10 protein-coding genes are annotated in these 13,423 nt (G+C 34.9%); 2 read left to right on the top strand and 8 right to left on the bottom strand.

Annotated features, from left to right (window positions below):
* Positions 1–42 precede the first annotated feature (42 nt).
* Positions 43–1,386: a hypothetical protein gene (locus AC1RNB_RS12380; protein ID WP_493083209.1), complete on the bottom strand. Its 1,344-nt coding sequence runs from the start codon at positions 1,384–1,386 to the stop codon at positions 43–45.
* Between the two features lie 158 nt (positions 1,387–1,544).
* On the opposite strand from AC1RNB_RS12380, the gene AC1RNB_RS12375 reads away from it, so the two are divergent.
* The gene (locus AC1RNB_RS12375) at positions 1,545–2,978 is read left to right on the top strand and encodes a hypothetical protein (RefSeq protein WP_493083208.1); all 1,434 of its coding nucleotides are present in this window, start codon (positions 1,545–1,547) and stop codon (positions 2,976–2,978) included.
* A gap of 266 nt (positions 2,979–3,244) precedes the next feature.
* Here the strand turns inward: AC1RNB_RS12375 and AC1RNB_RS12370 are convergent, their stop codons facing one another.
* The 7 genes from AC1RNB_RS12370 to AC1RNB_RS12340 all read right to left on the bottom strand — a co-directional run bounded on the left by AC1RNB_RS12370 (position 3,245) and on the right by AC1RNB_RS12340 (position 12,313).
* The gene (locus AC1RNB_RS12370; RefSeq protein ID WP_493083206.1) at positions 3,245–3,964 is read right to left on the bottom strand and encodes a hypothetical protein; all 720 of its coding nucleotides are present in this window, start codon (positions 3,962–3,964) and stop codon (positions 3,245–3,247) included.
* 670 nt (positions 3,965–4,634) lie between these two features.
* Positions 4,635–4,895 carry a nucleotidyltransferase domain-containing protein gene (locus tag AC1RNB_RS12365; protein WP_493083204.1) on the bottom strand — a complete coding sequence of 87 codons (261 nt, stop codon included), beginning with the start codon at positions 4,893–4,895 and terminating at the stop codon, positions 4,635–4,637.
* A 270-nt stretch (positions 4,896–5,165) separates the two neighbouring features.
* Positions 5,166–6,578, bottom strand: a complete 1,413-nt coding sequence (locus tag AC1RNB_RS12360) for a TlpA family protein disulfide reductase (RefSeq protein WP_493083203.1) — start codon at positions 6,576–6,578, stop codon at positions 5,166–5,168.
* Positions 6,579–6,801: 223 nt separating this feature from the next.
* The gene (locus tag AC1RNB_RS12355) at positions 6,802–7,062 is read right to left on the bottom strand and encodes a hypothetical protein (RefSeq protein WP_493083201.1); all 261 of its coding nucleotides are present in this window, start codon (positions 7,060–7,062) and stop codon (positions 6,802–6,804) included.
* Between the two features lie 171 nt (positions 7,063–7,233).
* A complete protein-coding gene (locus tag AC1RNB_RS12350; RefSeq protein ID WP_493083199.1) occupies positions 7,234–8,673 on the bottom strand; it encodes a TolC family protein in 1,440 nt (479 codons plus the stop codon).
* 78 nt (positions 8,674–8,751) lie between these two features.
* On the bottom strand, positions 8,752–10,062 hold the full coding sequence (locus AC1RNB_RS12345) for an HlyD family secretion protein (protein WP_493083197.1): 1,311 nt from the start codon (positions 10,060–10,062) through the stop codon (positions 8,752–8,754).
* Position 10,063: 1 nt separating this feature from the next.
* The gene (locus AC1RNB_RS12340; RefSeq protein ID WP_493083196.1) at positions 10,064–12,313 is read right to left on the bottom strand and encodes a peptidase domain-containing ABC transporter; all 2,250 of its coding nucleotides are present in this window, start codon (positions 12,311–12,313) and stop codon (positions 10,064–10,066) included.
* Positions 12,314–12,638: 325 nt separating this feature from the next.
* On the opposite strand from AC1RNB_RS12340, the gene AC1RNB_RS12335 reads away from it, so the two are divergent.
* Positions 12,639–13,349 carry a response regulator gene (locus tag AC1RNB_RS12335; protein ID WP_493083194.1) on the top strand — a complete coding sequence of 237 codons (711 nt, stop codon included), beginning with the start codon at positions 12,639–12,641 and terminating at the stop codon, positions 13,347–13,349.
* The last annotated feature ends 74 nt before the right edge of the window (positions 13,350–13,423 follow it).

Here is a 13,423-nt window from a genome sequence, read left to right as displayed (position 1 = left end):
TTCTGAAAGTTAATCTTTGAAATCATTACGAACCGCTTCGCTTTACCGGCTAAGTCTGTACAGAAAGTAACATGTGTTCTGCTTCGCCTCAGCCCTGGGTTTAGTTACACCCTGGTACATTTTATATAAGAGATTAATACCCGTTAGCATTCCTGACACTGGTTCGTGCGAAGCCAAAATCGCTGTAAGATCAATACTTGCGGGGATGAGATCCATCCGAGAAAATTTAAACCGGAACCTGATCCTGTTTTTAATCTCTTTTATTTTGGATTCATATTTGGCAGAAAGATCCTTTGAAAAAGAGTCCAGTTCTTCTTTTGAACCCGCATTCCTCAATGCAATAACGTCATCCGCCAGTTGCTTTCTGAAATTATTGAATTCCTCGTCAAATGCTTTTCTGACTTCCATGACATTCTCAAATGAAGTGGATTGAATAGAAGGCATTGATAAATGCGTAGCAACTTTGACTGCCCTGCTCTCTACAGTTGTTGTATCAACGCCTAAAACAGAACTGAAGAAATCGTCCTCAAAGCGCGATTCGGTAGATAAAATTGCTCCGAACTTTATGCGGTATTCATTCTTTGCTATAATTGCCTCATACCGGTCTCGAATGGATTTGATAATTTCTTCTGTTTTCCAGGTTTCAAAAGCCTCAGATGATGGAACGACATCTTTAAGAACATAATTGTTCGTTCCCGGCTGCTGTATGATCTCCCGATAGGCTGGCAGAAAGATTCCATAGTCTTCATCATGAAGGAAGGAAATACCCAATTTATTACAAGGGCCATCCAATTCAACAATCTGCTGGCTTTCATCGACTTTTCTTACAGTAGTGCGTTCTTCAAACCACTTATAAATTTCGGGGAACTCGTTGGGGAATGACAATTCAGGGATCTGGATAAAATGTAAAAACTCGTTGGTCGGTGCTTTACTTAAAGGATAAAACTTTATGTATTCCACATCTGCGTTCACTCCGGCAACAAGCGATTTGATATACTGTGACTTTTCCCAGATCTCATTCTTTATTTCACTTTCAGTAGTTGGGGATAAACCTCTTAATTTCCTGTCTTCGTTGATTATCCCCATGTTTTTATGTGACGTGCTATACAAGGGATCATCAATAATGAACTTATTGATGAATAAAGATTTTGCTGTGATCTCTTTATACTTCGGGCGATGATCTGTACTTCCGAAATCAGATAATAACGCAGACTCATCATCATCTGTTAAGCATTCCTCCTCCAGCTTGGCTGTATTGGAATTTATGAAATCCCGGTACCTGTCCAATTCATTTTCCAATTCAGAAAGTGATCTGGCATTAAAAGATTGACGCATATCTGTCAGCAGGAAACTATTGGCAAGGAAATTCAAAGAGGTATTTGACATTTAGTTAGTTTTTACAGTATTGAATCCAGTTCACCATACTCATATAAAGATAAAACATTATATTCGTAAGTAATCTGAAACTTACCGCCTTGACTGAATCCATTTTCATACAACCCTACCAGGAGATCAGGGACCACCAATATGACGATGTTGTTCTTATGTTACAGGATGCGCCATTTGCAGGTATCCTCCCGCGCGCCGGACAAATCGTTTTCACTTTTATTGGATGCAGATTTAATTCCATCAACATCAGCAATAGTAAAGCAGTAGTTTTCGATGATATAAGTATTGCGTTTGAAGGTTGCATTATTGGTGAAATAAAAGATCGGGAAATCGAAACCAAAAATTTGTCGATACATTTTCTCAGTTGCATTTTATCCGGAAATTTTAAAAATCCTAAAATACATTCGGTCAGTTTTAATAATTGTATCATCCGTGACAGTTTCTTTCTGACGGATATTAGCAGAATCGAAATAACGTATACTGAAGAAAACATTTATGTTGAAAAATGGGCCTGGCTGATAGAATTGATGCATACCGATAGTCAGAAAATCCTTCGCTATTTCCAGAAATATTATATATATAATCCTGGTAAAGTTTATTTCAAAATCAATGAAGTTCAAAATAAAAAACCTGGATTTTACCGTGATCCGGCGGTATTGGGCGGACGGTTAAAGTATAGACTTACTGCCACAGAAAAGAAACTCTTATACCTGAGTCTTTATATTTCGCTGAGTGAACTAAAAGAAACCAATATTAACTTAGAAACTTCCTACCTGAAATCCCTTTCGATAAATAAAAAAGGAAAAGGCCAGATAAATGTGGATCAAACAAAAATTGATTCTCTATACATGCACGATTTTTCTTTTGCAGGAAAAGTAAATTTCTTTAAGCTTTCTCCTTCCACCAATGAAATAAAAGACCAGAAAATTGAAGTACACAAATCAAACCTGGATTCGGTGAAATTTGAAAACGTGAGATTCAACCGGTATAACATTGTTTCTTTTTACCGGACCAATTTTGAAGGGGCACAATTCATTGCATGTGATTTCCCCGATAAAGCCGCTGATTTTGATAAATTCAAGGCACTGGCTAACGTACATTACCAGGAAACCGTTTCAGAAAATTATTACAAGGACCAATATGAAATATTTATACAGCTAAAATCGATACTCGACAAAAATGGAAATTTTCACGAGGCCCAAAAGCTGAATGCTATTTCCAACGAGGCCTTGAGAAAGACAAACGATATAAATGCATGGGATAAAAGTATATTATGGATCAATAGCCACTCTAATTATCATGGGTTATCAGTAACTAAACCCTTTAAAGGTTTAATTGTCTTCTCCATCATTTGTTACATGCTGTATCTCGCAAGCATTGGCAGGATTTTCACTCATGAAGATGTGGATTGGACTTTGTTCGGTTATTATTTCAGTTTCATTGATATAACACACAAAATTGATTTCCTGGTGGATAAAACTGAATTCAATGGCTGGACATTAGCAATTGATTTTCTAAACAAACTCTTTGTTGGGTTTTTCATTTATCAATTCGTCGCGGCTTTTCGCAAATATGGAAAAAGCAGATAGTGAATAATAATCGTATACTGAACATCCCGGGCCGTTGCTTCAGGCCGCGCATTTGTTTTATATAGCGATGGGAACCTTCCTGATTTTTACTTGTTCGGATTTCACAAATATTAAACAGAAACTTTTCATAGGGGTCAAGCACAAATGGTATCCGAGGTACCGAAATAGTGGTATTTCCAGTAATGGGACTAGAGTGAATTTCGCTTAAGAGCAAATATAGGAATTAACAGATTTTGATTTAGTTGTAAGAGAATTGAATAAACATTTCAGAAAAATTTAGCTTCCAATTCTTTTAGCCTTTCAATCCCTGCACTAAATTCTAATGCTTCCAAATAATCATAGGTCTCGGCAAACCGGTTTCGGATTTCCGTTATTTTTCTGGCTGACATATTTTTTCTTTTGGCCGTTCCCAAAATCAGCTCGAGGTTCTTTTTCATACTTCCAGAATCAACTCCATACAACTTTCTAAGAAGATTGGCTGAATGATCATCGCAGGAAATTGCATTGAGGCTATTTGTTTTGGTCAATACATAGAAGAAAAGAGCCAATGAAAAATTGGATAACTGAGCTTGTCGACATTTTTCGAACTGTTCAATTTGCTTTTTCTCATAAGCTTCTTTAACAGTTTCAAGATGGGGTAAATAGGTTGAATTAAATTCGGGGCGGTACTGAAAAAAGTACAATACTAAATAAACGATAGGACCTGTTACAAACACATTTACTAAGAATACACCAGGTTGGCTAAATCCTCCAAACATCAAAAATAAGATTCCGGCAGGCAATCCAAATAGCACTGCAAAATGCAAAATCACATGTGTAGACCAATAGTAAGAGGCCAGTTGCTGACGGGTAGCTTTTGTGCTCCATTCGTCTATTTTAGCCTGTCTTTTGAGATGTGTTTCAGAAAATTGTAAACTGATTTGTTGAGCCTGCAGGTGAGTATCGAATGTAAGAAAGTCAATCGCTCTGCTCATTAGATCTTTCATCACTTATCCTTTTTTTAAAGATACTATCTCAAAGGAAAAATTGAAGAAAGTATGGGTATGGAAAATGTGAAAGAAGTGTTGTTATTTATTTATCTTTATGAAAGTAACCAGTTCTTATAAAGAAAACAGATTTGCGAGCGTAATTCGTGGAGTTATTATTTTGCAGATCTTAATTAATTGATACTCAACGCATGAAGAGATAGGTTCATATCCCTTCCTCTCTGCTAAATTGGTTTTCTGTCTTGCTTGTTTCAACAGGAAATAGTAAGAATAATTCTTCAGAAAGATGCTTAGCGTGTTTTCTTAATTTAAATAGGTTGTGAGTCTTCGGTTTGTAGCCAGTAAATACCAGCAGTGTTGCATAGTATAAGCTTTCGGTAACCTGGTGGAGATAAAAGACAGAATTTCTAAAACTTTTTCTCTAGAAGGCATTCTTGGAGTCAATAAGAAATTCTACAGATCGGTTAAACCAAATATCATAATACCGCTGCGCGATTTCTTTTTCCTCCTCGGGCATCAGCTCTCTGGGTTCGGCAAAATCGACGACGGCGGTGTCATATAATAATACACCCTCCTTCACTATATCAGCAAAAAAGTACTGCCCGAACTCCAGACCCTCATTGATGTAATCAATTTCGTGGATTTCCAGATTGATAGGCTGCTTAAAATGCTAGGTCCGGCTGTTTACAATATCTTCCAGCTCATAGTGTTGAATATCATTGTGTAAGGTGACTACCAGGAAATCATAATCGCTGATATACTCATACAGAATCCCATCCTTGCCTATATAGCGGTGTTCCACATATTTTCCCTTTGCATAACTTCCAAACAGAATGATCTTTTCGGGAGACACTACTTCCCTGATAATTTCCACGATTTCCAGGATCTGGTTTCGTTTGCTGAGGGGGAGGTGGTTGAGGGAAGATTTCATTATTGTAAAATTATAGATTAATGAACATTTCCGAACAACCCTTTTTTGGAGCATTAAAAACTAACGTTATAAAAGTGATTATTTCATAATAATCGGATCAGAATATTAATACCTTTGAAATAGTCCATAAATCATTGAAGTGCATCATAAGTGGCATATTTGTGCCGCAATAGTAATTTCCATTGAGATTCGAATGAGGCTGTAATCGATAAACTATCATTGCATTTAAGAATATACAGAGGCATCTGTAATAGGCTAATCGGTAATCTCTTATTGACTCTTTAATAATTTCGAGATCGCTCTCCTGATCTGTGGGGACCCAGGTCGGTCGGCATCGGCATCAACTACCTCTCCTAGCTTGTTAATAAGAACATATCTGGGTATAATAGAAAGATCAATTTGTTTTATAATAGAATCATTTTGTTCCATACTCAATAGGAAGCTATTGGGATAGTCAGACAAAAATTCCTCCTTGTTTGCAGAATGCCAATTTGTAATAACCTTATCAATGGAAAAATAGGCAAACACTACATTGCTGTCTTTATAGTGATTTCTTAGTTCCCTTGACGCAGGCATTTCACCTCGGCATGGCGAACACCAACTTGCCCAAAAATCGATATACACAACATTTCCAAGCTGCTTGCTTAACCAATTTTTAAGCAAAAGAGGTGGCGTTGTTGCTAATTCACTTATTAGTTGAGCTGAAAATCCGCTTGAAGGGCTTTTCTCCGCATTAATCCTCACATATTCAATATACTCCGTATTGTTGCAAAGCTTGAAGAACTTTTCCTTGTACGCAATGAAATTTTCCGATGTTTCTTTTTTAAGCTCTTTTAAAGCCAGCAGCAACATATAATCCCTTGCATTGACAACTGGCATTGCCGCAATGAATGCAAATTTCGCATTTGCTTTAGTTAAATAATTTCTTTTGCAAAGGTGATTATAATATGCAAAAACAAATTGCCTGTAACTTACAAGTTGATCCCCACCCTTTAATTGTAAATATTTATCAATTAAAGCCTGTTCGGTGGGAGAAATAGTGGTTTTAAATTGGCTAGCTAATTCAATTGTATTTGAAAGAAAAACTAGTTCCGATAACTGTTTATAAACAAAGTATATTTCTGGAGAAATACGGTTAATATTTTTCAAACTGTCAAGCATATGTTTCGACCTAGAAAGCTGCCAATTCAACACATTTTTTTTCTGGTCTAGCCCACTTAACTTTCTAACTTGACTGTTCCATTGGAACTCAAATAAGCTTTCATTGTTTTCAGAAAGCTCAGCATATAAATCAAGATTATCAGGATCTGATCTTTGTTTAAAACAAGCTGTACCATTGCTTCTAAAATAAACATCTATTACATCACCGGGCTTTACATATATCATTGAATGTCGGGGAAGAACAAGGTATTCAATAATTACGGGTTGTTTGGTTTGAATAGACCTTCTCAAGATCTTGTTACTTTCTTCATTGCCTATTAAGTCAGCTGGGCGAATTATATAATGCTGCTGGTTGAAGATGTCAAAATAGAATAAAGCTGGAATTGATCTTTTCTCAAAGTGAAAATTGAAAATAATACTATCGTTTTGTAAAACTTTTTTTTGGTTAAAAGCAGTATCACTTCTGGCGAAAGCTACAGTAGTAATAAATAGGAAGCTAAGCAAAGAGAAATATAATTTCATAAATTTTAAAGTGGGAGAAACGACAGCAGTTTATACAAAGTTTGCAATAGGTAATCTAATATAATGAATTTTTGTATCTATGTGGTTGTTTAAAGGCAATGGTTGATCCCATATGGTAAAACAGGGAAGGATTTTTAGAAAAGGCTGTAGTAATGAAAACCAAACAATAAACACAATAGTGAATAACGGTATTGTAATTTCACAATACCGTTATTCCTGTGAACTAAAAGGTTTCGAAATTAGCACAACTTGCGCAACACCAGTTATAGCCGAGTTCAGCAGCTTTCCGAATTGCATCGTCTTTTGTAAGACCGTCGCCGTTTTCATCATACGCGTATGTCACATACCGTACACCGTTATAAGGAAATACTACACCGCAAGAGCCTGTACCGCCGCTTTCATCATACACTCCACCGATTACTTTTTTGAGTTCTTCCCTGCTGAGGATTTTTACTCCTTGTAAATCAACGTTTAAATTTTTCATTGAGTTTTTTTTTGGGGTCCCTCGGGACCGTGATTAAAAAGGTTTGCTAATAAGATAATGATAAATGGAATGTACTACGTAAAACGGTAAGCGAATAGGGTGAAAAGCCCCTGGAATCTGATTATTTAACACATTTTTAATATTGCATTTAGTATCAGAAATTAATTAAAGTCAATGATCAAGAGGTATGCCAGTAAACGATTGGAATTGATAATAATTTTCCCAAAAGCTTCGTATGGCACTTATATACGACCTCCTTGCCGTTTCTTTAGCGAATTCAGAGGATTGGAAATCAAAAAGTGATATTTTTCCTGCAATATATAATCTGTGTGCAATCGCGTACCTTTTTTCGGCAATCGTGTTTAATTCTTGGGCTATTATAATATTTTGTCGCAAAATCGGAATATTAAGCAAAATGCCAATAGCTTCATTAAAAAAGGTGGTTTCCTCTGAAATATTATTTAGTTCTACCTGTTTTTCCAAATTGTTTGCTAAAGATAAGCTCTGCTTTCTTTTTCCCCAATCGTAAATAGGTATAGAAAGTCCTATACTTAATCTTTGCTGTTCATTTGGTTGTTTATATATAGATTCGATTTGATCTCCTGCTTTGCTTAATCCATAGTTAACAATCAAACTTACCTGTCTATTAGTGGATTTGGTTTTAGCCACATTAAACTGGGCTTCTTTAAGTTTCCTTTTGTTAGAAAGGTACATGACAGAATTCTCCTTAATTTTTGCAATAATAGCCGTCTGATCAAATTGAATTAAAGGAATTATTTCAGGGAGGTTAAGTTCCAGATTCGCAGTGTCAAGGTCTGGAGTATAAACCAGTAAATTTGATAATGCATTTCTAATGCGTAAATCTATACTTGCAATAGATTGTTGTATGACGAGAGATTGCATTTTCAATTGTAGTATTTTGTCTTCTGTCGATTGCCCAAGTTCTACTTTTCGTTTCTCTATCAAGTAATTCGCATTATTTATTTGCAAATTGATATTTGATATTGATTTTTCGTTTCTTGCTTCTATTACTTCGAAATATCTATTACATACATTATAGGCCAGAGCATTCATTTCCAGCTTAAATTCAAGATCGGACTCAAGTATTTTCATTAATTCAATTTCCTTACTCCATTTGAATTCATTAAACGAAAAAAGCGGCTGTGTATACTGTATATAAATTGGGATCCCGTTATACTGAGTTGAACTATTGATAAAATTATCCACTCTGTATAATTCTGTATTAATTGAGAAGGTTCCATTTGTGGATGTTATAGGTTGAGTAAAACCAATACCCAAAAAGCTTTCATTTTGACGGCGTCTTAAATATTTTATATTTCCATCTGGCTGAATTACCTGGAAATTGTCATTATTGAATCCAATTAAATTACTATTTAATGAAATTGTAGGTTTTTTTTTAAGCTTAAAAATAGAGTAATTCATAAATGCTGCATCTTTTCTTAGTTTAGATAACCTATAATGAACAGATTTAGCTTGTGCATCTTGTATGACTTCCGATAAAGTTTTGTTTTGTTGCGAAAAAGTATAATCTATTCTGATTGTAGCCAAGAAAGTTATAAGTAGAATAGCCCAAGATGTATTGTAAGTCATCTGAATTAGTAATTGAAATATTTTAGAAAATTATCGGTATAACCTTTTGGGTAAATGATTCAAATATTATTTTTATTTCTATTTTTTCATTCCTTCTAAAATATTGTTATAAAACCTTTGTATTAGTCGCATGTCTCGAGTTATTACGAGAGCATCTGCGGTTAAGCCTGAACGATATTCGATTGATTTGGAATGATTGGTAACTAGTCCTTTGGGCAACTCGAGATAAGATAGATATCCACTATCTGTAGGTATCTGTGAAATATAGGTAATTTTTGCAATTACATGTCCGTATTCAGCAAAGGGATATGATTCAAATTGTAATTGTACCTCTTGCCCTTTTTTTACTTTACCTAAATTTATTTGCGGAAGATTTATCTCGGCAATATACTGTCTTGTCCTGGGTATAACATACCCCAGAATCATTCCGGCAGATAGCATTTCCTGTTCTTGAATGGGATGGGTTAACGTGATGATTCCAGTTATCGGTGCCTGAAGAATATATTTTTGCTTCCAATTTATTAGTTGGCTCTGAAAAGTTAATATTGATTGTCTGAAAATGAGTCTTTGTTGTGAATATGTATGATCAAGTTCAAAAATTTCCTTATTCTTTTCCCTTTGCTGCATTTGGTTAGACAATAAACTAATTTCCATCAGAGGCTCACTAATTCTCTTTCCAAGAAGTTTACTTTTTTCATTTCGAAAATCTTGTGTCGAAATAATCCTATCATTAAAGAGAGAGTCATTGGAGTTATAACTTTCTAAAGCTAGATTTAAATCTTTGCGCATAATTTCCTGCTGTTGTAAAAGAAATTTATAATTCTTGTTTAAATAAGTAATATCCTCTTTTATTATTTCTTTTTTTCTGGCATAATATCCATTTGACATATAATCAACATATGTTTGGAATGCGAGTATAAAGTTTTGAAAATGGGGCTGTAATTCCCCTAGGTTTGATGATAATTTGAATATATCACTTGGAATTTCCACTATCTTATTTTTATCGGATAGTTCGAGTATTTTTTCTATTTGAAGAGACAATTTCAATATCTCTTCGTGATTAGCAGTATTTTCGATATAACCAATAACCTGTCCTTTTTCAACTTCTTCTTCATTTTTAACTGATAGCTTAGATAGTCTTCCTTCTTGCAAAACACTAATCGATTTAGGGGAATTTATTGCTGTAAGTCGTGCCCGTGTTTTTACTAATTCTGGATAATGAATAAAATATGTTGAGCCGATCAATGCTACAAGAACTAAAAATGTTATTGGAAGTGTCCATCGAGTAAGTGCGTCCGGGTAGTTTGAAACCATTTCGGACATAGCTTCGCTTCTTAATTTGCTTTCATTGATATTAAACTCAATATTAGTAGTATTGATTTCTGCCATATTAATTCCCTAATTCTAGCTGGTTTTTAACGAGTTCATAATATTTACCTCTCAAATTTGTCAAAAATTCATGTGTACCCTGCTCCGCTATTTTTCCGTTGTGCAGTACTATTATATTATCCGCATGTTTTACTGTACTTAATCTGTGTGCTACTACCACCACTGTTTTACCATTTATAAATTGCTTAAGATTTTCGACAATAACTTTTTCATTGTTGGCATCTAGGGAATTTGTAGCTTCATCTAAAAAGAAATAGTCTGGATTTTTGTATACAGCCCTTGCTATTAGGATACGTTGCTTTTGACCTTGACTTATACCAACTCCATCGGTACCCAACCTAGTTTGTAATCCGTTTGGTAAACTGTCAATATACTCCTGTATATTAGCTATGTGACAGGCATTTAATAGCTTTTGAGTGTCAGGTTCTTCATATCCAATTGCAATATTTTTGGCAATGGTATCATTAAAGATGTATCCAGTTTGTAATACTGAACCACAGTGCCTACGCCAAAAAGATGGACTGATATTTTTCAAGCGAACGCCTAAAATATCCTCGGAATTACTGTCTTGTTTCTCTCCAATGATAATTTCACCTTCATAATCCTCATAGAATTTTAAAAGAAGTTTTATAAGTGTTGTTTTACCACTGCCGCTTGCTCCTATGATGGCAGTCGTTTTCCCTTCTGGAATTTCAATATTTATTTTGTCCAGTACAGGTGAATTACCCGCGCCAGGATATTTATAACTTAGTCCAGATATAAACATTGAGCGTTCTAATGGAATATTTTTTGTATTATTTAAATCAGTATTTTCAGTTCCTTCTTCATCTGGTAAATTATGAATTTCTGTTAAACGTTCAAGGCTGATTTTTGCATCTTGTGCATTTTGTATAAATCCCACAAACTGTTCGATGGGGCTGTTTAATTGTCCGATGATATATTGTATGGCCAACATTGCGCCGAAAGTTAGCTGGCCATTAATAACCATGCCAGCGACAAGGAATGTAATAAATTGGTTTTTCCCTTCGTTAATTAATAAGGCCCCGGCTTGTTGTAATTGACTATAGGATAGATTTTTATAATTAAGCTTAAATATTGAGGACTGAATATTTTCCCATTCCCATCGTTTTAGTTGTTCTGCTCCATTCAATTTTAGTTCTTGCATTCCTTGAATTAGCTGCAGAGATGCCGAATTTTCATTTGAAGAAAGATGAAAAGTTTGATAATTGATTTTTCTGCGTATCCTTAAAAATAAATTTACCCAGATCACATATAATATACTGGCAGCGGTAAAAACAAAAAAAAGTTGCGCATTGTACATGATTAGTACGATAGCAAATATTAAGAAATTGAAAATTGAAAAGAAGGTATTTAAAGCTGTGCCTGTTAAAAAAGATTCAATTTTTTTAGTATCGCCAAGTCTCTGAATTGTATCTCCGGTATGATATCTGTCAAAATGATTTAAGGGTAATCTTGTAAGTTTGATCCAAAAATCTGAAAGTAATGAAAAATTTAAGCTTATTGAAATATTTAGTAATATTCGGCTCCTTATAAAATCAATAAATGTTCTGCTGAAAACCAGCATCAACTGCGCGATAAGAACTATTGTAATGTATTGAAGGTTTTGAGTGTTGATCCCTACATCTACAATGCTCTGTGTAAGGAATGGAAACAATAGTTGAAAAAGAGATGTTAGTGCAAGTGTTATGAAGATTTGTGTAAAACGCCATTTGGATTTTTTTAAATATGGTAGGAGCATACTATACGTGGCTGACTCCTTTTTATCTTCAGGTGTTTCGTAGAATTTGTTTGTGGGTTCGAGTAGAAGTGCTGTGCCCATGCTGTTTTCTTCTTCTTTGCGGATTCGTGTTAACCAATGGGCACAAAATTCGTCCTTTCGCAAGGTTACAATACCCTTTGCAGGGTCGGCGATTTTGATTTTCCCTGATCGCCTTAATACATTTGTCAACGGAAGCAAAACCACAAAATGATTCTGATCCCAATGAAGCACAGCTGGTAATGCTGCCTCTGTTGTGAGTGTGGTATAATTTAGCTGAACTCCCCTTGTTCGAAAACCTAGTATTTCAGCTGCTTCAGATAAGCCTAGTAAGCTGACACCTTCTTTGTCGAAACCTGCCAATTTCCTGATGCGCTCACCTGTATAATATTTTCCATAATACTTGGAAATAATTCTAAGACATGTTGGACCGCAGTCCATTGCATTCAACTGCTTGTAAAAGAAGTCTTTCATAGACTAGTAGCTATTGCAATTCGTTGGCGAATTCAGTTAATTTAAATTCTGGTTAAAGTATAGTGATATTTATTCCTTCTTTAGACGTTGAAGGTATTGGCCTTCGAAAGCACGGGGGGATAGTTTCGAGTGTCAATATTATTGTATTTTAATCAAATAAATAGTTGGTTCATTGTTCAGACTCGATAAATACACTATTTTATTTTCAAAAAAATAGGGTGTTTTACCCCTATTTTTTATTTATTTAAATTGTATTTTCACTCGCTGTATACTTACTCTCCCCCCACCTGGACTCTTAATATTAATATTTTACAAAATTTTGGAGATGACGTACATCGGCTTGGTTGATGATCACATTGCTATGCGGTCGGGCTTAAAATTTCTTCTTGAAACGCAAGGATCGTTAAAGGTACTTCTTGAGGCTTGCAATGGTAAAGAATTGGTTACTGCTTTAGAGTGTTCTGATAGGTTACCTGATATTATTTTGCTTGACATTAATATGCCTGAAATGAACGGACAGGAAGCTATTGAAGTGCTTAGAATTAGGTGGCCGCAAATTAAAATCATTATCTACACTTTTTATTCCGAACCCGACACCGTGATTGACATGATCAGCAGGGGAGCCTGTGCTTACATTAATAAAGGTTCAAAACCAGATATTCTTGTTAATGCCATTTTTATGGTTCATAAGAACGGATATTATGCTGGAGATCTTGTAAAACGTGATTTTTTCAAAAAAAGCAAACCACATTCCTGCAAAGAAGGTTTTTATTATGGGAATGTAACTTTAACATCTAAAGAAGTGCAATTTGTAAAACTTTCTGCTACCGACTACACATACAAGGAAATTGCTGAATTAATGGGTGTAAAACCAAAAACAATTGAAAACTACAGGGACAATCTTTTAAAAAAGCTTTTACTTAAAAACAGGATTTCTATAGTCATTTATGGAATTAAAACTGGTCTGATCAATGTTAATGACCCCGTTACGGAGTTCAGAGTAAGAAAATCATTTGTCCAGAATAAAATGAAATAATAATTAAGCAGCCCATGCATTTCACTTGCAGACAGTTGATATTCTACTTGGACGTAAACAATATTATTAGTTAT

The organism is Sediminibacterium sp. GW821-FHT12F12, assembly GCF_058806635.1.
The sequence above is the reverse complement of the archived record's forward strand: the minus strand, read 5'-3'. Positions and strand labels throughout refer to the sequence as shown.

Coding starts and splice junctions, on each gene's coding strand:
- AC1RNB_RS12380 (WP_493083209.1), bottom strand. CDS start 1,386: ATGTCAAATACCTCTTTGAATTTCCTTGCCAATAGTTTCCTGCTGACA.
- AC1RNB_RS12375 (WP_493083208.1), top strand. CDS start 1,545: ATGTTACAGGATGCGCCATTTGCAGGTATCCTCCCGCGCGCCGGACAA.
- AC1RNB_RS12370 (WP_493083206.1), bottom strand. CDS start 3,964: ATGAAAGATCTAATGAGCAGAGCGATTGACTTTCTTACATTCGATACT.
- AC1RNB_RS12365 (WP_493083204.1), bottom strand. CDS start 4,895: ATGAAATCTTCCCTCAACCACCTCCCCCTCAGCAAACGAAACCAGATC.
- AC1RNB_RS12360 (WP_493083203.1), bottom strand. CDS start 6,578: ATGAAATTATATTTCTCTTTGCTTAGCTTCCTATTTATTACTACTGTA.
- AC1RNB_RS12355 (WP_493083201.1), bottom strand. CDS start 7,062: ATGAAAAATTTAAACGTTGATTTACAAGGAGTAAAAATCCTCAGCAGG.
- AC1RNB_RS12350 (WP_493083199.1), bottom strand. CDS start 8,673: ATGACTTACAATACATCTTGGGCTATTCTACTTATAACTTTCTTGGCT.
- AC1RNB_RS12345 (WP_493083197.1), bottom strand. CDS start 10,062: ATGGCAGAAATCAATACTACTAATATTGAGTTTAATATCAATGAAAGC.
- AC1RNB_RS12340 (WP_493083196.1), bottom strand. CDS start 12,313: ATGAAAGACTTCTTTTACAAGCAGTTGAATGCAATGGACTGCGGTCCA.
- AC1RNB_RS12335 (WP_493083194.1), top strand. CDS start 12,639: ATGACGTACATCGGCTTGGTTGATGATCACATTGCTATGCGGTCGGGC.